General features: G+C 72.7%; 17 protein-coding genes. 11 read left to right on the top strand and 6 right to left on the bottom strand.

Annotated features, from left to right (window positions below):
- Positions 1-47: 47 nt before the first annotated feature.
- A complete protein-coding gene (locus DI272_RS10810; RefSeq protein ID WP_109495146.1) occupies positions 48-1,292 on the bottom strand; it encodes an ROK family transcriptional regulator in 1,245 nt (414 codons plus the stop codon).
- 111 nt (positions 1,293-1,403) lie between these two features.
- Entirely contained in the window at positions 1,404-2,657 is a 1,254-nt protein-coding gene (locus DI272_RS10805; protein ID WP_109495145.1) for a D-arabinono-1,4-lactone oxidase, read from the bottom strand.
- A gap of 107 nt (positions 2,658-2,764) precedes the next feature.
- Here DI272_RS10805 and DI272_RS10800 point away from each other — a divergent pair, with 107 nt between their 5' ends.
- The 7 genes from DI272_RS10800 (at position 2,765) to DI272_RS10770 (ending at position 11,004) form a co-directional block, all read left to right on the top strand.
- Positions 2,765-3,772, top strand: a complete 1,008-nt coding sequence (locus DI272_RS10800; protein ID WP_109495144.1) for a hydroxyacid dehydrogenase — start codon at positions 2,765-2,767, stop codon at positions 3,770-3,772.
- A 92-nt stretch (positions 3,773-3,864) separates the two neighbouring features.
- On the top strand, positions 3,865-4,557 hold the full coding sequence (locus DI272_RS10795; RefSeq protein ID WP_109495143.1) for a pyridoxamine 5'-phosphate oxidase family protein: 693 nt from the start codon (positions 3,865-3,867) through the stop codon (positions 4,555-4,557).
- A 58-nt stretch (positions 4,558-4,615) separates the two neighbouring features.
- On the top strand, positions 4,616-5,935 hold the full coding sequence (locus tag DI272_RS10790; protein WP_109495142.1) for a radical SAM protein: 1,320 nt from the start codon (positions 4,616-4,618) through the stop codon (positions 5,933-5,935).
- Positions 5,936-6,199: 264 nt separating this feature from the next.
- Positions 6,200-7,684, top strand: a complete 1,485-nt coding sequence (locus tag DI272_RS10785) for a cellulose binding domain-containing protein (RefSeq protein WP_109495141.1) — start codon at positions 6,200-6,202, stop codon at positions 7,682-7,684.
- A 215-nt stretch (positions 7,685-7,899) separates the two neighbouring features.
- A complete protein-coding gene (rsgA, locus tag DI272_RS10780; RefSeq protein WP_109495140.1) occupies positions 7,900-9,015 on the top strand; it encodes a ribosome small subunit-dependent GTPase A in 1,116 nt (371 codons plus the stop codon).
- Positions 9,016-9,166: 151 nt separating this feature from the next.
- A complete protein-coding gene (locus tag DI272_RS10775) occupies positions 9,167-10,525 on the top strand; it encodes a DNA-3-methyladenine glycosylase 2 family protein (RefSeq protein ID WP_109495139.1) in 1,359 nt (452 codons plus the stop codon).
- Entirely contained in the window at positions 10,522-11,004 is a 483-nt protein-coding gene (locus DI272_RS10770) for a methylated-DNA--[protein]-cysteine S-methyltransferase (protein WP_109495138.1), read from the top strand. Before DI272_RS10775 ends, DI272_RS10770 begins: the two co-directional genes overlap by 4 nt.
- Here DI272_RS10770 and DI272_RS10765 read toward each other — a convergent pair.
- The 3 genes from DI272_RS10765 to DI272_RS10755 form a co-directional block, all read right to left on the bottom strand.
- Positions 11,001-11,381 (bottom strand): PPOX class F420-dependent oxidoreductase, encoded by a 381-nt coding sequence (locus tag DI272_RS10765; protein WP_109495137.1) that lies wholly within the window; start codon positions 11,379-11,381, stop codon positions 11,001-11,003. The two genes, DI272_RS10770 and DI272_RS10765, sit on opposite strands and share 4 nt — an antisense overlap.
- An 85-nt stretch (positions 11,382-11,466) precedes the next feature.
- A complete protein-coding gene (locus tag DI272_RS10760) occupies positions 11,467-11,949 on the bottom strand; it encodes a DUF456 domain-containing protein (RefSeq protein ID WP_109495136.1) in 483 nt (160 codons plus the stop codon).
- Between the two features lie 55 nt (positions 11,950-12,004).
- Positions 12,005-12,985, bottom strand: a complete 981-nt coding sequence (locus DI272_RS10755) for a LuxR family transcriptional regulator (RefSeq protein WP_109495135.1) — start codon at positions 12,983-12,985, stop codon at positions 12,005-12,007.
- A 202-nt stretch (positions 12,986-13,187) separates the two neighbouring features.
- Between DI272_RS10755 and DI272_RS44455 the strand changes: the two genes are divergently transcribed.
- The 4 genes from DI272_RS44455 (at position 13,188) to DI272_RS10740 (ending at position 17,963) form a co-directional block, all read left to right on the top strand.
- On the top strand, positions 13,188-13,688 hold the full coding sequence (locus tag DI272_RS44455) for a hypothetical protein (protein WP_181387151.1): 501 nt from the start codon (positions 13,188-13,190) through the stop codon (positions 13,686-13,688).
- Positions 13,685-14,425: a hypothetical protein gene (locus tag DI272_RS44450; RefSeq protein WP_181387150.1), complete on the top strand. Its 741-nt coding sequence runs from the start codon at positions 13,685-13,687 to the stop codon at positions 14,423-14,425. Before DI272_RS44455 ends, DI272_RS44450 begins: the two co-directional genes overlap by 4 nt.
- Positions 14,426-14,576: 151 nt before the next feature.
- Positions 14,577-16,193: a protein phosphatase 2C domain-containing protein gene (locus DI272_RS10745; protein ID WP_109495134.1), complete on the top strand. Its 1,617-nt coding sequence runs from the start codon at positions 14,577-14,579 to the stop codon at positions 16,191-16,193.
- A gap of 27 nt (positions 16,194-16,220) precedes the next feature.
- Positions 16,221-17,963: a pyruvate dehydrogenase gene (locus DI272_RS10740; RefSeq protein WP_109495133.1), complete on the top strand. Its 1,743-nt coding sequence runs from the start codon at positions 16,221-16,223 to the stop codon at positions 17,961-17,963.
- Here the strand turns inward: DI272_RS10740 and DI272_RS10735 are convergent, their stop codons facing one another.
- On the bottom strand, positions 17,964-19,406 hold the full coding sequence (locus DI272_RS10735; protein WP_109495132.1) for a helix-turn-helix transcriptional regulator: 1,443 nt from the start codon (positions 19,404-19,406) through the stop codon (positions 17,964-17,966).
- Positions 19,407-19,414 lie beyond the last annotated feature (8 nt).

Here is a 19,414-nt window from a genome sequence, read left to right as displayed (position 1 = left end):
CGGACCGCCGGTCGGGCGGCCCGCAACCCCCTTGCGCGGGGCGGGAGTTACTGCGGGTGGCGGGCCTTCGGCCGGGTCGGCGTGGTGCGTTTGGGCTGCCTCTGCCCGACCGACTGCAGGGCCCCTTCGAGCGCGAACGTCGCCGCGCCCAGGCACACCGGGTCGGTGGGAATCGGGGAGAGGACGATCTCGGTGGCGGCGTTCGGGCGCGGCAGCGCGTGCCGGGCGACGGCCTCGCGCACCTCCGCGACCAGGGGCTCGCCGAGGGCGGCCGCGACCCAGCTGCTGAGCACGACCACCTCGGGGTTGAACAGATTGACCAGGTCGGCCACACCGGCACCGAGGTAGCGGACGGTGTCGCGGACCACCTTGACCGCCACCGGGTCCCGCTCGGCCAGCCCCCGGGCCAGCGCGGCGATCGTCGCCGTCTGGTCCTCCGGGTGCAGCAGCGGACTGCCGGCGCTGGTCTCGCGCAGCGTCAGCATGATCCCGGACGCCCCGACGTACGCCTCCACGCACCCGTTCTTGCCGCACCGGCACAGCCGGCCGTCCAGCACGATCGTGGTGTGGCCCCACTCGCCTGCGCTGTTGCTGACCCCCCGGTGCAGCCCGCCGCCGAGAATGAGCCCGGCACCCACACCGGTCCCGAGGTTGACTACCACGGCGTCCCCGTGCCCGCGCGCCGCCCCGAACCACAGCTCGGCGACCGCCGAGGCGCGCAACGGGTTGTCCAGATACAGGGGGTAGGCGATGTGCTCGGTCAGCAGATCGAGCAACGGCACGTCGTGCCAGTCCCAGTTGGGCGCGTACTCAGAGATGCCGGTGGCCCGGTCCACCTGGCCGGGCACGCTCACCCCGACGCCGAGCACCCGGGCCCCCTCGACACCGGCCTGCGCGACCACCGAACCGACGGCCGCGGCCACGTGCCCGACCACCTGCTCGGGCCGGCTCTCGCTGGACCGGACGTCCTCCTCGGCGCGGGCCAGCACGTTCAACCCCAGGTCGAACAGCTCGGCATGGACGTACGTCTCCGCGATGTCGACACCGATCAACGCGCCCCCCGACGCGTTGACCGCCACGAGCCCCCGGGGACGGCCGCCCGCCGAGTCCTCGAACCCGACCTCGGTGATCATCCGCAGGTCGAGCAGCTCACCGACGAGCGTGGCGACCGTGGCGAGACTCAGCCCGGTCGCGGCCGCCAGCTCCTGCCGGGACGTGGGCGACTCGGCGATGATCTGGCGCAGTACCTCGTAGCGGTTCGCGGTGCGGATGTCACGTGAGGTGCGCTTCACCGGGTAGCTCCGTCCCTTCGCTCCTGCCGGGGCGACGTCGGCACCGGCGCGCCGCAAGGCTATGACCGCCGGGACCTTTCTACAAGGGGTTAGGAAAGGGGCTTTATAAAGTCAGGCGGCCAGTACGTCCCGAACGAATCCGTTGACGAATTTACCGCTCGGGTCGAGGTCGCGTGCCAGCGCCCGGAAGTCGTCGAGCCGCGGGTACCGCTCACGCAGCGCCGCGCCCGGCGTGGTGAACACCTTCCCCCAGTGCGGCCGGGCCCCGAGCCCGTCGAGCACCTCCTCCAGCCGCCGCACGACGGGCATGACGGCCGCGGTGTCCTCGATCCAGGTGAAGTGCAGGGCCACGCTGTCCCGCCCGTACGCCGGACTCAGCCACTGCTCGTCCGCGGCGACCGTGCGCACCTCGCAGGTCTGGAGCACCCCGGCGACCGTCTCCCGGATGCCGTCGACCGCGTGCAGCGCCTCGACGGCGTGCCCGCGCGGCAGCAGGTACTCCGACTGGAGCTCCGCCCCGCTGCTCGGCGTGAACTCGGCGCGGAAATGCGGCAGTCGCTCGTGCCAGGGCCCCGGCACCCCGAACTGCTCGGTGCAGTTGACCGCGGGCATGCCCGGCACCGGGTGCAGCTTCTCGGTGGCGGGAGCGGCCCAGGGGAAGCCCGCGAGCGGCTGGTCCACCCGCCGCTTGAGCCACACCTGCCGGAACCCCGGCTCCCGCCAGTCGGTGAACAGGCTGACGCTGTACGCCGCTGACATGATCTCCGAGAAGCCCTCGAAGTCCAGCCCGGCCAGCGGCAGTTCGGTGAACACACGCTGTTCGACGTCGTACGACGGCTCCAGGTCCAGGGTGAGCGCGGTGACGACCCCGAGCGCGCCGAGCGAGGTGACCGCACCGCCGAACCGCGGGTCGCCCCGCCCGATCGTGACCGCCGACCCGTCGGCGACCACCAGCTCCACCTCCCGCACCGCGCTCGCCAGCGGCCCGTTGCCCACCCCCGAACCGTGCGTCCCGGTCGCGACCGACCCGGCCACCGAAATGTGCGGCAGGGACGCCATGTTGGGCAGCGCGAGCCCGTGGGCGTCGACCGTGCGCGCCAGTTCCGCGTACCGCACCCCGCCCCCCACCCGCACGGTCCGCGCCGCCGAGTCCACGTCGATCGCCGGCGGGAACCCCGCGATCGACAGCAGCACCCCCTCGGCGCCCGGCTCCGCGATCTCGTTGAAGGAGTGCCCGCTGCCCAGCACCCGCACCTTCGCGCTCCCGGCCACGAGCGCGGCGAGCGCGTCCACCGAGTACGGCCGGTGCAGCTCCTTCGCGGTGTAGGTGATGTTGCCCGCCCAGTTGGTGACCGTCTCCGTCATGCCTGTCGTCCCTCCACATGAGTGCGTGTGCATTGACCCTCTCATCCGCCGCCGCCTACGTTGGAAACCGTTTGCTGTCCAAGACGCCCAGCGGGAAGGCCCCTTTGTTGCCCGAGCGACCCCAGGCCCTGTTCGCCATGACCGCCGCCAACGCTCCGCTGGTCTTCCCGCCCGAGGTGCTGGCGCGCCTGCGGGAGTCGGTGGACATCGACGCGGGTCTGGTGGCGGAGGACTTCAGCGACCCGCGCGTCCGGCAGGCCCTCGCCCGCACCGAGATCCTCGTCACCGGCTGGGGCTGCCCCCGACTGGACGCGGCCGTCCTCGACGCCGCCCCGAAGCTCCGGGCCGTGCTGCACTCCGCCGGCTCGGTGAAGGGCTTCGCGACCCCGGAGGTCTGGCGGCGCGGCATCACCGTCTCCTCGGCCGCCGCCGCCAACGCGCTGCCGGTCGCCGAGTACACCCTCGCCATGATCCTGCTCGCCGGGAAGGACGTCGTCGGCGCCCGCGAACGGCTGCGCGGCACCCGCGCCCACCCCGGCTGGGGCGTCGTCCCCGGCATCGGCAACCTGGGCCGCCGCGTCGGGATCATCGGCGCCTCCCGCATCGGCCGCCGGGTCATCGAGCTGCTGCGCCCCTTCGAGCTGCGGCCCGCCCTCACCGACCCGTACGTCGACGCGGCCCGGGCGGCCGAACTCGGCGTCCCCCTGCTGGAGCTGGACGATCTCCTGCGCGGCTCGGACATCGTCACGGTCCACGCCCCCGACACGCCGGAGACCCACCGCCTCCTCGGCCGCCGCGAGCTGGCCCTGATGCCCGACGGCGCGACCCTGATCAACACCGCGCGCGGCGGCCTGGTCGACCACGACGCCCTGATCGCCGAACTGCGCGCCGGCCGCCTGAACGCGATCCTCGACGTCACCGACCCCGAGCCGCTCCCGGCGGACTCCCCGCTGTACGACCTGCCCAACGCGTTCGTCACCCCGCACCTCGCGGGCTCCCAGGGCAACGAGCTGGCCAGGCTGGGCGCGACCGTGGCGGAAGAGGCGGCGCGGCTGGGGGCGGGGGAGGGGGCGGCGTACCCGGTGGACCCGGCGGCGCTGGAGCACGAGGCATGACGCTTGCGGTTTTCGTCGGCGATTCAGTGTCCGACTGTTGATATCCATGAAGGTCTGGTGATTGTGCCGCGATATCAGTAGCTTCTGGCGTCATGACCCTTGATCCGGCCCTCGTCGATCCCGCCCCCCTCGGCCCGCTCCCCGAGACCGACCTCACCCGGCACCGCCGCCTGCGCGGGCAGGGCAGCCTGGACCGGGCCGACCTGAACGCGATCCTCGACGCCGGGTTCGTCTGTCACCTGGGTGTCGTGATCGAGGGGCGGCCCCTGGTCGTCCCGACCGTCTACGGGTGTGACGAGCGGCAGCTCTACGTCCACGGGTCCGTGGCGAGCCGCAGCCTCGCCGGCGGGGCGCCGGTCTGTGTCACCGTCACGCACGTGGACGGCCTGGTCCTCGCCCGGTCCGTCTTCGAGCACGGCGTGAACTACCGCAGCGCGATGATCCACGGCGAGGCCCGCAAGGTCACCGACCCCGAGGAGAAGCTCGAAGGCCTGCGCCGGCTCACCGAACACGCGACGCCGGGGCAGTGGTCGTACGCCCGGCAGCCCAACCGCAAGGAACTCGCCGCCACCACCCTCCTCGCCCTTCCCCTCGACGAGGCGTCCGTCAAGATCCGCACCGGCCCGCCCGAGGACGGCGACGGTCCCGACGCCGCGCTGGGCCTGTGGGCCGGTGTGCTCCCGCTCACTCCGCTCTGGGGAGCGCCGGTCGCCGACCCCACGCTGGCCGCCGAAACCCTCGTACCGGAACATATCGCTCGCCGCGAGGGGACCCGGTACGCGTGACGGACGGGCGGGGGCATACCGTGAGGAGTCGAACGCCTTAGCCGGGAGGAGATGACGGATGGGCAGCCGTACCGCGCTGGTCGAAGATCTGATGGAGAGGTTCCCGCACGTGCCGCGGGAAGCCGTCTTCAAGGAGGATCTGCTCCGCGGCGGGGTGGCCTTCGACCCGTCCGCGCTCAGCGACAACGAGGGCGGTGAGGTCAAGCCGAAGTCGTACTTCATCTTCTCCTTCGACCACGGCACCCTCCCCGAGCTCGGCGAAGCGGCGCTGCGCCGCCCGCCGGAGGAGATCATCCTCACCGGCGGACCGTACGACCTGCGCCGCACCGTCGTCTCCGTGCGCGTGAACCCGGCCTCGCCGTACCGCGTCGCCGCCGACGACGAGGGGATGCTCGGCCTCTACCTCGACGGCAAGCGGATCGCCGACGTCGGCGTGCCCCCGATGCCGGAGTACTACCGGCACAAGCTCGCCAACGGGAAGTCCGTGATGGAGGTCGCCCCGACCATCCAGTGGGGCTACCTCATCTATCTGACCGTCTTCCGGGTCTGCCAGTACTTCGGCGCCAAGGAGGAGTGCCAGTACTGCGACATCAACCACAACTGGCGCCAGCACAAGGCGGCGGGCCGGCCGTACACGGGCGTGAAGGACGTCGAGGAGGTCCTCGAAGCCCTGGAGATCATCGACCGGTACGACACCCAGAAGGCGTCGACCGCGTACACGCTGACCGGCGGCGCGATCACCAAGACCGTCTCCGGGCGCGACGAGGCCGACTTCTACGGCCACTACGCCAAGGCCATCGAGGAGCGCTTCCCGGGCCGCTGGATCGGCAAGGTCGTCGCCCAGGCGCTGCCCAAGGACGACGTGCAGCGGTTCAAGGACTACGGCGTGCAGATCTACCACCCCAACTACGAGGTGTGGGACGAGTACCTGTTCAAGATGTACTGCCCGGGCAAGGAGCGCTACGTCGGCCGCGACGAGTGGCACAAGCGCATCCTGGACTCGGCGGAGATCTTCGGCGCGCGCAACGTGATCCCCAACTTCGTGGCCGGTGTGGAGATGGCCGAGCCCTTCGGCTTCAAGACGGTCGACGAGGCGATCGCGTCGACCACGGAGGGGCTGCGCTTCTTCATGTCGCAGGGCATCACCCCCCGCTTCACCACCTGGTGCCCGGAGCCGACCACCCCGCTCGGCAAGGCCAACCCGCAGGGCGCGCCGCTGGAGTACCACATCCGGCTGCTCCAGGCCTACCGGCAGACGATGGAGGAGTTCGGCCTCTCCTCGCCCCCCGGTTACGGCGAGCCCGGCCCCGGCCGCGCGGTCTTCTCCGTCAGCTCCTTCATGGACAGCCTGCCGGCGGAGGAGCCGGCGCAGGTGTAGCCCCATTCCAGAGAGAGAAGGCCCGGATCGAGACGTCCGGGCCTTCTTCGCGTATGTATCCAGAAGCAGCACCAGAAGTAGCAGACGCAACAGGCGTAACAGGGGCAACGCGACGTGGGAACTCCCCAACTCCCGGTAACCGGATATGAATAGCCCGCTTGTCAGTTGTGTGGGACCCGTGAAAAGCTCGTGCACTGTCGCGAGGTTCCCCACAACTCCGTTGCCAATAAGGTGAGTTGACCTCGCTCTGGATGCAGGAGTCCGATGCCCGACCTGCCGACCCCTCAGGACGCCACCGAGGCCGCGTTGTTCTCGGAGTGCTGGGACGCGGTGCTCTCCTATGCCGACCTGTGCACGTCCGGGTCCACCGCCGCCCACCAACTGGCCACGGAGGCGTTCACCCTCGGTATGCGCGAGGCCCGGGCCGCCGGCACCGGCCCGGCCCGCAGCGCCGGCCGGCGTGCGCCGCGGCTGCCCATGCTCCCGCTGCTGCTGACCGCCGTACGCACCACGGCGGCCGCCTGGGAGAACGGCGGTCAGGGGCACAAGCTCGACCCCGACCTGCGGCTGTGGCTCAACTCGGAGAAGGCCGACCGCTACACCGGCCCGCCCCTGCAACGCCCGCTCGCCCTGCGCGGGTTGCGCGACATGCAGGAACACGACGCCGATCTGCTCTGGCTGGCCGAGGTCGAGGCGCTGCCGCTGCCCGTGGTGGCCCGCCGGCTCGGCCTCGACCTGGCGCAGGTGTCCGAGGAACTCGCCCAGGTGCGCGGCCTGTTCAGGGACCGCAGCCATCGCAACCACCTCGACACCCCGATGGACGCGCAGTGCCGCAGCTACGCCCGCCTCCTCGACGCGGTCACGCGGTCCGCCGGCGCCGACACCCCCGAGGACCTCTCCCGGCACCTCGCCACCTGCGTGCAGTGCGCCGAGGCCGCCGCCTGTCTGCGGCTGCACGGCGGCGGCCTGCCCGCCGCGCTCGCGGGCGGCGTCATCGGCTGGGGCGGCCTCGCCTACCTGGAGCGCAGGCGCCGGGCCGCCGAGGTGCGGCTGGGCGCCGGACGCCCGGAACCGGCCGAGACCGGCCCGCCCAACCCCGGCGCGCACAAGGCGCGGGTCGTGCGCAACGGCCTCCTCGTCACCGCCGTACTCGTCTCGCTGCTGGCGCTCGGCGTCTCGATGATGCCGTTCGGCAGCGGCACCATGGACGACGGCTCCGCGAGCCCCGGCGACTCCGCCGACCGCCAGCCGGTCGCGGCCGACCCCGGCACCACCGGGCCCTCCGCGAGCACCCGCCCGCCGGGCTCCCCGACCCCCACCGCGAGCGCCACCCACGCCTCGCCGACCCGGGAGAACCCCGACCCCGAACCCCAGGGCACGACCTCCTCCGCCGCACAGGACGACGGCGGACCGGCCCCCGGCACACCCCGCCCGGCCGCCTGCACCTACGACTACAGCCTCGTCAACCAGTGGCCCGACGGCTTCCAGGCCACCGTCACCGTGACCACCACACAGGCCCTCGACGACTGGCGGGTCGCCTGGTCCTTCAAGGACGGCCAGGAGGTCGGGCAGATGTGGGACGCGGACTTCTCCCAGAACGGCTCCCGCGTCACCGCCTCCGCCGCCGACTACAACAGGACCGTCGCGGCCGGCGACAGCCTCGCATTCGGCTTCCTCGCCTCCTGGCAGGGGGCGAACGGGCCGGGATACGCCTTCACACTCAACGGGGAGAGCTGCGCCAAGGCCTGATTAATTCGGTTGACGGGGCCGAGGGGGCTCCGGCTACGGTGTGCATGTCGCAGCCGGACGGACCGGCCGCGTGAGCTGTGCGAAGGAGGTGTCGACCGATGGCTGTCATTGCGATGAGCGTTGCCCGCATCCAGATCATCACGTCCACCTCCGTGGCCGCCGGCTGACCACCAGCAGAGAAACCGCGCCGGGGCCGCCCTTGTGAAGGGTCACCCTTGACTTCCTCCAGCTCTACCAGCTCCACCTCTTCTGTTTTCTCCGCACTCGCTCCCTACGGCTGGGACGAGGCATGGGCGGACGCGTTCGCCTCCTATGACGCCGAAGGACTGCTCGCCGGGCGGGTCGTCCGTGTCGACCGCGGGCAGTGCGACGTCGTCACCGCCGCCGGGATGCTGCGCGCCGACACCGCCTTCGTCACCCCGCACGACCCGCTGCGCGTCGTCTGCACCGGCGACTGGGTCGCCGTCGAACCCGGCGGCACCCCGCGCTACGTACGCACGTATCTGCCGCGCCGCACCGCCTTCGTGCGCTCCACCTCCTCCAAGCGGTCCGAGGGGCAGATCCTCGCCGCCAACGTCGACCACGCGATCGTCGCCGTCTCGCTGGCCGTCGAACTCGACCTCGGCCGCATCGAGCGGTTCCTCGCCCTCGCCTGGGAGAGCGGGGCGCAGCCCGTCGTCGTCCTCACCAAGGCCGACCTCGTCCCGGACGACGCGACGCTCGGGCACCTCGTCCAGGACGTGGAGACGACGGCGCCGGGCGTGCCGGTGCTGACCGTCAGCGCGCTCGACGGGGACGGGCTCGACGTCCTCACCGCGGTGGTGTCCGGCGGCACGTCCGTGCTGCTCGGGCAGTCCGGCGCGGGCAAGTCGACCCTGGCCAACGCTCTGGTCGGCGCGGAGGTCATGGAGGTCCAGGCCGCGCGCGACGTCGACGGCAAGGGACGGCACACGACCACCACCCGCAATCTGCTCGCGCTGCCGGGCGGCGGTGTCCTCATCGACACACCCGGGCTGCGAGGCGTCGGGCTATTCGACGCCGAGACCGGGGTCGGGCAGGTGTTCTCCGAGATCGAGGAACTCGCCGGGGAGTGCCGGTTCCATGACTGCGCCCACGAGAGCGAGCCGGGGTGCGCGGTGCTCGACGCCATCGAGGACGGGCGGCTGCCCGAGCGGCGGCTGGAGAGCTACCGCAAGCTGATCCGGGAGAACCAGCGGATCGTCGCCAAGACCGATGCCCGGGTCCGCGCGGAGCTGCGCCGGGAGTGGAAGAAGCGGGGCGCCGAGGGGAAGGCGGCGATGGAGGCGAAGCGGGGCGGTAGGTGGCAGTAGCCCTCGTGGGGGTGCCGGGGCGCGCCCGGTGGCGGCCGCGGGCACGTTGTGGCCGGCCGCGCGGTTCCCCGCACCCCTCCAGGGCGTGGTCGATGCCGTGTCCGAAATCCGCCAGCCGGCTCGCCGTCCAGGACGCACACTGGACAGCGTGATGGACGAGGACACCAGGTACGAAGCCGTACGCAGCCGGGATGCGCGGTTCGACGGAGAGTTCTTCTTCGCCGTCTCCACCACCGGCATCTACTGCCGGCCCAGCTGTCCGGCCGTCACGCCGAAGCGGCGGAACGTGCGGTTCTTCGCGACCGCCGCCGCCGCTCAGGGCTCGGGGTTCCGGGCCTGCCGGCGCTGCCGGCCGGACGCGGTACCGGGGTCGGCGGAGTGGAACACGCGGGCCGACGTGGTGGGGCGGGCGATGCGCCTGATCGGCGACGGGGTCGTCGACCGGGAGGGCGTCGCGGGGCTCGCCGGGCGGCTCGGGTACAGCGCCCGGCAGGTCCAGCGGCAGCTCACCGCCGAGCTGGGGGCCGGCCCCGTGGCCCTCGCCCGGGCGCAGCGCTCGCACACCGCACGCGTCCTGCTCCAGACCACCGAGCTGCCGGTCACCCAGATCGCGTTCGCCGCCGGTTTCGCCAGCGTGCGGCAGTTCAACGACACCATCCGGACCGTGTACGCCACCACCCCGAGCGAGCTGCGCGCCGCCGCCCCCGGCCCCCGCTCCCGGCGGACGGCCACCCCGGCGGCCGGCGTCCCGCTGCGGCTCGCCTACCGGGGCGTCCACCAGTCCTCCGCGCTCTTCGACGTCCTGGCCGCCGAGGCCGTACCGGGCGTCGAGGAGGTCGGCGGGCCTCCCGGGAGACGCGTCTACCGGCGGACCCTCCGGCTGCCCCACGGCACCGCCATCGTCGCCGTCGACGAGCGGCCCCGGGGCTGGCTCGACGCCCGGCTCCACCTCACCGACCTGCGCGATCTGACGACCGCCGTCGGCCGGCTGCGGCGGCTGTTCGACCTCGACGCCGATCCGTACGCCGTCGACGAGCGGCTCGGCGCAGACCCGAGGCTCGCCCCGCTGGTCGCCGCCCGGCCGGGACTGCGGTCACCCGGGGCGGTCGACCCCGAGGAGCTCGCGGTGCGGGCACTGGTCGGCACGGAAGCGGCCGGGCACCTGGTCCGGCGGTACGGCAAGGCCCTCGACGCGCCCTGCGGCAGCCTCACACACCTTTTCCCCGAGGCCGCCGCCCTCGCCCAGGCCGACGGCCCGGTGGGCACACTCGCCGCCGCCCTCGCCGACGGCGCCGTACCTCTCGACCCGGGCGCCGACCGCGACGAAGCGCAGGCCGCGCTGCTCGCCCTGCCCGGCATGGACGCCCGCACGGTCGCCGTCATCCGCACCCGCGCCCTGGGCGACCCGGACGTGGCCCCTCCCGGCCCCGATCTCCCCGACAGCTGGCGCCCCTGGCGCTCGTACGCCCTGCAACACCTGCGCACCGCAGGGGAGTTGGAGTACCGATGAGCACCCGCTGGACGACCGTCGAAAGCCCCGTCGGTCCTCTCCTCCTCACCGCCGACCCGAACGGCGCCCTGACGTCCCTGTCCGTGCCCGGACAGAAGAACGGGCGCGTCGTGCAGGAGGGCTGGCAGCACGACCCCGGCCCCTTCCGGGACGCCGAGGAGCAGCTCGCCGCCTACTTCGCCGGAGAACTCAAGGAGTTCCGGCTGGAGTTGCGGGCCGAGGGCACCGCCTTCCGGGAGCGGGTCTGGGCCGCCCTCGACGACGTCCCCTACGGGGCGACGGTCACCTACGGAGAGATCGCGGCCCGTATCGGGGCCGCGAGGGCCGCCGTCCAAGCCGTCGGCGGCGCGATCGGCGCCAACCCCCTGCTGATCCTCCGGCCCTGCCACCGGGTGATCGGCGCGGACGGGGCGATGACCGGGTACGCGGGCGGGCTGCAGCGCAAGACCGCGCTGCTGACCCTGGAGGGGGCCCTCTAGCCCTCGGGCGCCTCCGCCAGGCCCCAGCTGCGAATCCGCCGCGGACGGATACGGATGACCTCCTCGCTGAGGTGCGGCCCCAGTCCGTGCGGACCCACCAGCAGCTCAGCCTCCCCGCGGATGTCGATGCCCCGCACCTTCCAGGGCCGGAGACTGACGACGTCATCGACGACCAGAGCGACCTTCGGGTTCTTCTGGAGGTTGCGCCACTTGTTGCTGCGGCCCATCTGGTAGCCGCCGATCAGGATCGTGCCGTCGTCCTGCGGGAAGAAGCCGACCGGATTCGCCTGCGGCTGCCCCTGGGGGTCCACCGTGGCGAACCTCCCCAGCCGCTGCGACTTCAGACACGCGCGTTCGGCCTCGCTGAATTCGGTCATACGCCCACTCGAACACAGCCCACCCGGCCCGCACATCGGCCCCTCGACCCAGGGCCTCGGTCCCCCCGGGACGGCACACGCCCCGTCACCCCCAGATCACCGCCCCCAGCCACACCCCCGCGATCAGCAGGCAGGTGAACAGCTCCGCCAGCACGCTGGAGCCGCCCGCGCGCATCACCGTGCGCAGGGCCGCGACCGCCTCCCCGTGCCGGCCGAGGCGGAGGCGTTCATGCAGGTAGACGCCGCCCATGAAGCCGGGGATCGCGCCCAGCACGGGAACCAGGAGGAAGCCGAGGAACGCGCCGACACCGGCGTACACGCCCATCCGGGGAGTCGCGCCGCTCGTGCGCAGCCGGCGCGGGGGCAGCGCCCAGCGCACCACCTGGGACAGGAACAGCACGACGGTGGCCCCGACCAGCACCCACCACGCGACGGGGCGCGGATCCTTCAGCGCCCACCACAAGACCGCGGCCCACACGAGCCACGATCCCGGCACTCCGGGCACCAGCACTCCGCACAGGCCGAGCAGGAGGACCAGGCCGACCAGCAGGAGGTCCCACACTCCCATGGCTCCAGAGTGCCCGACGGCGGGAGAAACCGCAGGTCAGAAAGGTTCACTCCGGTCACTTACGGGCCACCCAGCCCCGTTCGCGCGCATGCCACCCCAGTTGCAGCCGTGTCGTCACCCCCGCCAGCTCCATCAGCCGCTTCACCCGGCGCTGCACGGTCCGCAGCCCCAGGTCCAGCTGTTTGGCCACGCTCGCGTCGGTCAGCCCGGCCAGCAGCAGGGACAGCACCTCCAGATCGGCGGCGTCGGGACCGTCCGCCGACTCCTCGCTGACCCCCGACTCCCCGAGGCGCAGCGGCAGCGCCTCCCGCCACACCGACTCGAACAGTCCCGTCAGCAGCTCCAGCAGCCCGCTCGCGTGCACGACCAGCGCGGCCGGTTCCGCCGAGCGCGAGGTCAGCGGTACGAGGGCCTGGGCGCGGTCGGCGACGACCAGCTTGGTCGGCACCCGGTCCACCACCCGCACCTCCTCGTCCCGGCCCAGCGCGGCCGACAGCTCGGTGATGCCGTCCGGCAGATCCAGGACCGACCGCTCGACCACCACCCGGTAGCGCACCCCGCGCCCGGCCGCCTGCTCCTCGGCATCGTTGTCGCCCCCGGAGACCACGGCGGGGTTGCCGGTGACCAGCGCGCACACCTCGTCGGTCGCCCCCAGCTGCAACTGGAGGAACCGCTGCGCCACCGCCGCCGCGCCGATCACCACCTCGACCAGGTCGTGCACGGCCGGTTCGGCCGCCGCCGCCCGGTACTCCTCGGCGAGCAGCGCCGCCGCCAGCTCCGCCTTCTCCAGCTCGTGCCGCTGCTGGGTGAGCAGGGCGCCCAGCGCCACCCCCGGAGGCGCGGCGACCCAGCGGCCGGGCCGGGCGGAGGACTGGGCCGCGAGCCCGTGCCGTTCCAGGCGGCGCAGGGCACGCTCGGTGTCGTGCTCACCGAGTGTCAACCGCCGTGCCAGCTCGGGCACATCGGCCGCACCCACGGACACCAGCGTCCGGTACGCCGACTCGTGCGTCTCGTCCAGCCCCAGCACACCCAGCATCAACGCCCCCTCCCCAGTGGCCCCGTGGCGGGAATCGGCCACGGCGCAAACCCGCCTCGGCACATCATCGCCGCACCACCCGCCGCTCTGCCATGGTGACGCCACCGCAGCACCACCCACCGTCCGCCATGCCCGTACCGGGCCTCTTCGGCCTGCGCGTCTCGCGTACGCGGGCAGGCAACGACACGGCAGGAGAGCGATCTTGGCGAGAGCGATACGCCGTACGGCCATGGGGGCGGCGACCGCCGTGGTGGGCGGGCAGAAGCTCCACCCGGTGACCGCGTCCACCAGCTCGGTCAACCTCGACGGCAAGGGACAGGCCCCGCTCTACGACGCCAAGTCCGGTACCGAGGCCGACCTTTCGAGGGCCGCGGGCAAGATCGCGCTCGTCGAGCTGCCGGACAGCGGCAGCGCGTACGTCTACCAGCTCGCCTATCCGGAGGCGGGCCAGATCCGCAGCGACCGCGTCTACCGCGCCCGCGACAAGGAACTGGCGGCTACGGCGGCGACGTACACGTCGATGTCGGGCGCTGCCACCGACCACGTCGACCTCCCGTCGATGACCCGGCCGAACGGACTCATCGGCTACTTCGGCGACATCGAGACCGTGCCCGCGCCCTTCGAGCGCACCGAGTACCTCACGCCGGGCACGACCGGCTGGGCCACCAGGTGTCCAGCAGCTTCCCGTGGGGCGAGTTCATGACCGACCCCGTCCGGACGTACGAGAAGGGCGAGCGCCGTCAGGAGGAGTGGTACGGCGGTGTCCTCGCGCCGACCGGCCCCCTCGACGACACCGGCACGGAGGCGCCGGCCGCCGAGCGCCAGGGCAACCTCATCGGCGTCGCCCCGGCCTTCTACGGCGACGGACAGCACATGGGTGTCCAGGGCGGGTTCGGCGACCTCGGCAACATGATCCTGAAGCGGAACGGCGAGACCATCGGCGACAGCCCGTACCCGTTCGGGGTGTTCACGGTCCCGGCGGCGGAGGCGTCGTACGAACTCACCCTGAACACCGCGAAGTTCGGGCAGCCGGCCCGCTTCTGGAACAGGACGACGCAGACGACCACCACCTGGCCGTTCCGCTCCGCCCTCGACGAGAACGCCCACTCCCAGGGCATCCCGCTGCTCTTCCCGCACTACGCCCTCCCCGAGGACGGCCGCAAGACCCTCCCGGCGCAGGACGGCCAGCGCATCACACTCACGGCGACGGGCCACGCGGGCTACCACCCGGGCCCGTTGACCGCGGTGAAGCTCGCCTGGTCCTACGACGGCGGCCGGACCTGGACCGAGGCGCGCACGGAACAGCGGAACGGCGGCTGGCAGGCGGTCGTCGACCACAGCTCCGCGACAGGGAGGCAGGTCACACTCAGGGCCGACCTGACCGACGCCGACGGCAATGCGGTCACCCAGATCGTGACCCGGGCCTACGACGTGCGCTAGCACACCAGGGGATCGCGGGCCCGGGTCACCCGGACGTCGCCGGGCGGTTCTCCCGTGGGGGGTGGGACCGCCCGGCGGCCTGTTTCGCACGACCTGCTGATTTTCCGGTTGCCCCGTTTTCATCCGGCCCGCGCGGTGGACAATTAGGGGCATGAGCCATCAGGGGGGAAGGCCCACCGGCCGCGAGGACGACTGGTGGGGACAGCTGTACGACGACAAGACCGAGGACGCGGGCCCGACCTCGGCCCCCGACACGCTGGACGACCGTTACGAGTCGGCGGCGGGAGCGGTGAACGGGCCCACGGAACCCCGTGACACGGGCGTTCCGGCACCGAGGGAGGGCAACGAGGACACCTCGCCACCGCGGCGGGCAGACGAGACCGCATTCCCGTCGCCGCCGCTGCGGGCGGGCGAGACGGCCTCCTCTCCGTCGCGGGCGGACGCAACGGCGTCCTCGCCGTCGCCGCGGGCAGGCGAGACTGCGTACCCGTCGTCGCCGCGGGCAGACGAGACGGCGCCCTCGCCTCCGTCGCCGCGTGCGGACGCGACCGCATCCTCGTCGCCGCCGTTGCCGTCCCCGCCGCCATCACCACCGTCCCCGCCGCCACCGCCGTCGCTGCGGGCAGTCGTGCCGCAGGGCGGCACGGGTGGGCGCGGCGGCACCCCGCAAGCGCGGGCAAGCGAAACCCACCCCCCGGCAGCGGCCCCGGCCGACCCCGAACCCCCGCCCACCGAAACGCCCCCCGCACCACCGCAACCCACCCGCACCGCGACCCGCCTCGACCTCCCCACCCTCCCCCCACCCCCCGTCACCTACGTAGGCTCCGGCCCGCCCACCTACGAGGCCGAACCCACCGCCCTCCCGCCCGCCGACCCCGACGACCTCGACGACCTCGTCGCCGACACCGTCCTCGACGGCGCCCACTACGGCTCCTGCACCCTCCGCGCCGCCTCCGTCCGCGGCGACTCCGCCCGCTTCCGCGGCGAACCCCGCCGCGACTCCCTCCTCACCGCCCGCTTCGGCACCGGCGACCACGCCCTGGTCCTCGTCGCGATGGCCACCGGCGCCCGCGCCACCCCCGGCGCCCACCGCGCCGCCGCCGAGGCCTGTCACTGGATCGGCCGCGCGGTCGGCCGCAGTCACGCCCGCCTCGCCGAGGACATAAGGGCCGCCCGCCGCGGCGACCTCAAGTCCGGCCTGCACCGCCTCACCGACCGCAGCCTCGGCAAACTCCGCGCCAGCGCCGCCGAACAGGGCATCGATCCGGAGGAGTACTCCGCCACCCTGCGCTGCCTGCTTCTGCCCGCCGACACCGACTGCCGTACCCGCGTCTTCTTCGGCGTCGGCGCCGGCGGCCTGTTCCGTCTCCGCGACGGCGAGTGGCAGGACATCGAGCCCCGCGTCACCGACACCACCGGCGAACCGGTCGTCGGCTTCGGCTCGCTCCCCGCCGAGACCCCCGAGGGCGACCGGCTCACCATGGACCTCGGCATCCCCACCCCGCCGAGCCCCTACGAACCCGCCCCCGAGCCACCCCGCGAACCCTTCCGCTTCCGCGCCTCGGTAGCCCGCCCGGGTGACACGCTCCTGATGTGCAGCGGCGGTCTCGCGGAGCCGCTGCGCGGTGAGCCGGAGCTGTGCGAGTACCTCACCGGACGCTGGTCCGGCCCCACCCCACCGGGCCTCGCCGCGTTCCTCGCCGACACCCAGGTCCGGGTGAAGGGCTACGCCGACGACCGTACGGCGGCCGCCGTGTGGGAGGCGTGACGGCGGGGGTTGTGGATTGATGGACTCATGGCCAAGCAGAACGTCGCCGAACAGTTCGTCGACATCCTCGTCCGCGCCGGCGTCGAGCGCCTCTACGGCGTCGTCGGCGACAGCCTCAACCCGGTCGTCGACGCCGTACGCCGCAACAGCGCCATCGACTGGGTGCACGTACGGCACGAGGAGACCGCCGCCTTCGCCGCGGGCGCCGAGGCGCAGATCACCGGCAAGCTGACCGCCTGCGCCGGCTCCTGCGGCCCCGGCAACCTGCACCTCATCAACGGCCTCTACGACGCCCACCGCTCCATGGCGCCGGTCCTCGCCCTCGCCTCGCACATCCCGTCCAGCGAGATCGGCCTGGGCTACTTCCAGGAGACCCACCCCGACCAGCTGTTCCGCGAGTGCAGCCACTACAGCGAGCTGATCTCCAGCCCGAAGCAGATGCCGAGGCTGCTGCAGACCGCGATCCAGCACGCGGTCGGCCGCTCCGGCGTCGCGGTCGTCTCCCTCCCCGGCGACATCGCCGACGACCCCGCGCCGGACAAGCCGCTGGAGACCGCCCTCGTCACCACCCGGCCCACCGTCCGCCCCGGCGACGCCGAGATCGACGCCCTCGTCCGGCTGATCGACAAGGCGGACAAGGTCACCCTCTTCTGCGGCAGCGGCACGGCCGGCGCGCACGCCGAGGTCATGGAGTTCGCCGGAAAGATCAAGTCCCCGGTCGGACACGCGCTCCGGGGCAAGGAATGGATCCAGTACGACAACCCCTACGACGTCGGCATGAGCGGACTCCTCGGCTACGGCGCCGCCTACGAGGCCACCCACGAGTGCGACCTGCTGATCCTGCTCGGCACCGACTTCCCGTACAACGCGTTCCTGCCCGACAACGTCAAGATCGCCCAGGTCGACGTCCGCCCCGAGAACCTGGGCCGCCGCTCGAGACTCGACCTCGCGGTGTGGGGTGATGTGAAGGAGACCCTGCGGTGTCTGACCCCGCGGGTGCGGGAGAAGCAGAACCGGCGCTTCCTCGACAAGATGCTCAAGAAGCACGCCGACGCCCTGGAAGGCGTGGTGAAGGCCTACACCCGCAAGGTCGACAGGCACGTCCCGATCCACCCCGAGTACGTGGCCTCCGTCCTCGACGAACTCGCCGATGACGACGCCGTGTTCACGGTCGACACCGGCATGTGCAACGTCTGGGCCGCCCGCTACATCTCGCCCAACGGCCGCCGTCGCGTCATCGGCTCCTTCTCGCACGGCTCGATGGCCAACGCGCTGCCGATGGCGATCGGCGCCCAGTTCACCGACCGCAGGCGCCAGGTCGTGTCGATGTCCGGCGACGGCGGATTCTCCATGCTGATGGGCGACTTCCTGACCCTGGTGCAGTACGACCTCCCCGTGAAGGTCGTCCTCTTCAACAACTCCGCCCTGTCCATGGTCGAGTTGGAGATGCTGGTCGCCGGACTCCCGTCGTACGGCACCACGAACAAGAACCCCGACTTCGCCGCCGTCGCCCGCGCCTGCGGCGCCCACGGTGTCCGTGTCGAGAAGCCCAAGCAGCTCGCCGGGGCGTTGAAGGACGCCTTCAGGCACAAGGGCCCCGCGCTCGTCGACGTCGTCACCGACCCCAACGCCCTGTCCATCCCACCGAAGATCCGCACCGAGATGGTGACCGGTTTCGCCCTCTCCGCCTCGAAGATGGTTCTCGACGGAGGCGTGGGCCGCATGCTCCAGATGGCCCGCTCGAACCTGCGGAACGTGCCGCGGCCGTGACTAACTCCCGGACACCCACTTCCGGCCGGACGTGTCGTAAGCGTACTGCGGCAGCTTCTTGTCGCCGGTCGTGCGGAACGGGGTGCCGTGGTCGTCGATGCGGGCGGTGCCGGTGCGGCCCTGCGAGGACCAGTCCAGTTCGAGGTACCAGTCGCAGTCGCAGGTGACGGTGCGCGCGGTCACCAGCAGGATCTCCGGGTCCGTGGCGGACACGCGGTAGGGCATCCGCATCGCGGGGATCTCTTTCTCCGTCACCCCGTCGTAGCCGGCCTCCGAGCGGGCGATCGGCCGGTCCGCGTCGAGGTCGACGGAGAAGCTGCGCGGCGTGAGCGCGCCGCCGCAACCGTTGTCCATGGCGTACGAGTTGCCGTCGGCCGGAGCGGCCCGCCGGGCGACCCGCACGCGCAGCGCCTCCAGCACCACGGCCGTGGAGCTCCGCCCCTGCACGGAGATCTGCACCATGGTGTCGCCGCCGTGCAGCGCACCCTGCGCCCCGGCCCACGTCGCCGCGTCCTGGGCGACCGGGGGCGGCGGGACCTGCGCCGGTGGCTTGTCGATGACGTAGTGGTGACCGCAGCCGGCGTTCCAGACGTGGGAGTCGACCGTCCAGGAGAGGGGTACGGCGGCACCCGGCGCGGCTCCGCCGGTGGGGCTGCCGTCGCCCTCGGCGGAGGGGGCGGGGCGCGACCGGCCCGATCCGGAGGCGGACGGGGACGCGGTCCGGTCGGGGGAGGCGGAGGAACCCGGCGGTCTCTTCGACGAGGTGGGGCCCGGTGAGGCGGGGGCGGCCGGGGTGGTGAGCGGCGGATCGGTGGGGCGTACGGAATCGGCGGACGACGAGCCCTCGTCCGACAGGGCGGACAGGCTGCCGAGCGTGGCGACCAGCGCGACGGCGACGGCCGACCCCACCAGGGCCCGGCGACGCCGGTACCAGGGACGGGGACCACCGGGCGCCACCGACAGTTCGGTGACCGGGTCGGTCTCGCCCTCCTCGACCGGGGCCGGTGCGGGCGCCGGCCCGGGCTCAGGTGTGGAGGTCGCCGTGCGCTCCGGCGTCGGTGACGGCGAGGGCTCCGGTGCAGGTGCAGGTTCAGGTCCAGGTGCCGGGGGCGGCGACGGCTGGGTGGCGGATGTCGGCGAGAGGGTCGGTCCGGCCGCCGTGGGCTCCTGCGGGCGTGACCGCCGGCGTGCCGCCACCGCTCGCAGCCAGACCCGGTGGAGTTCGTGCCGTTCCTCCGGTGTCGCCCCGCACAGCGCCGCGAACCGTTCCACGGGGGCGAAGTCCACGGGGACCGTCTCCCCGGCGCAGTAGCGGTGCAGGGTCGAGGTGTTCATGTTCAGGCGGCGGGCCAGCTGGCCGTAGCTGCGGTCCGTCTGCCCCTTCAGCCGCGTGAGCAGCGCCGCGAACTCCGCCACCTGGTTCGCGTCATCCCGTTCCGACACCGTTGTCC

The sequence above is a fragment of the Streptomyces sp. Act143 genome, assembly GCF_003143935.1.
Taxonomy (GTDB): Bacteria; Actinomycetota; Actinomycetes; order Streptomycetales; family Streptomycetaceae; genus Streptomyces.
Note: the sequence above shows the minus strand (reverse complement) of the source record. Positions and strands in the feature narration are given on the sequence as shown.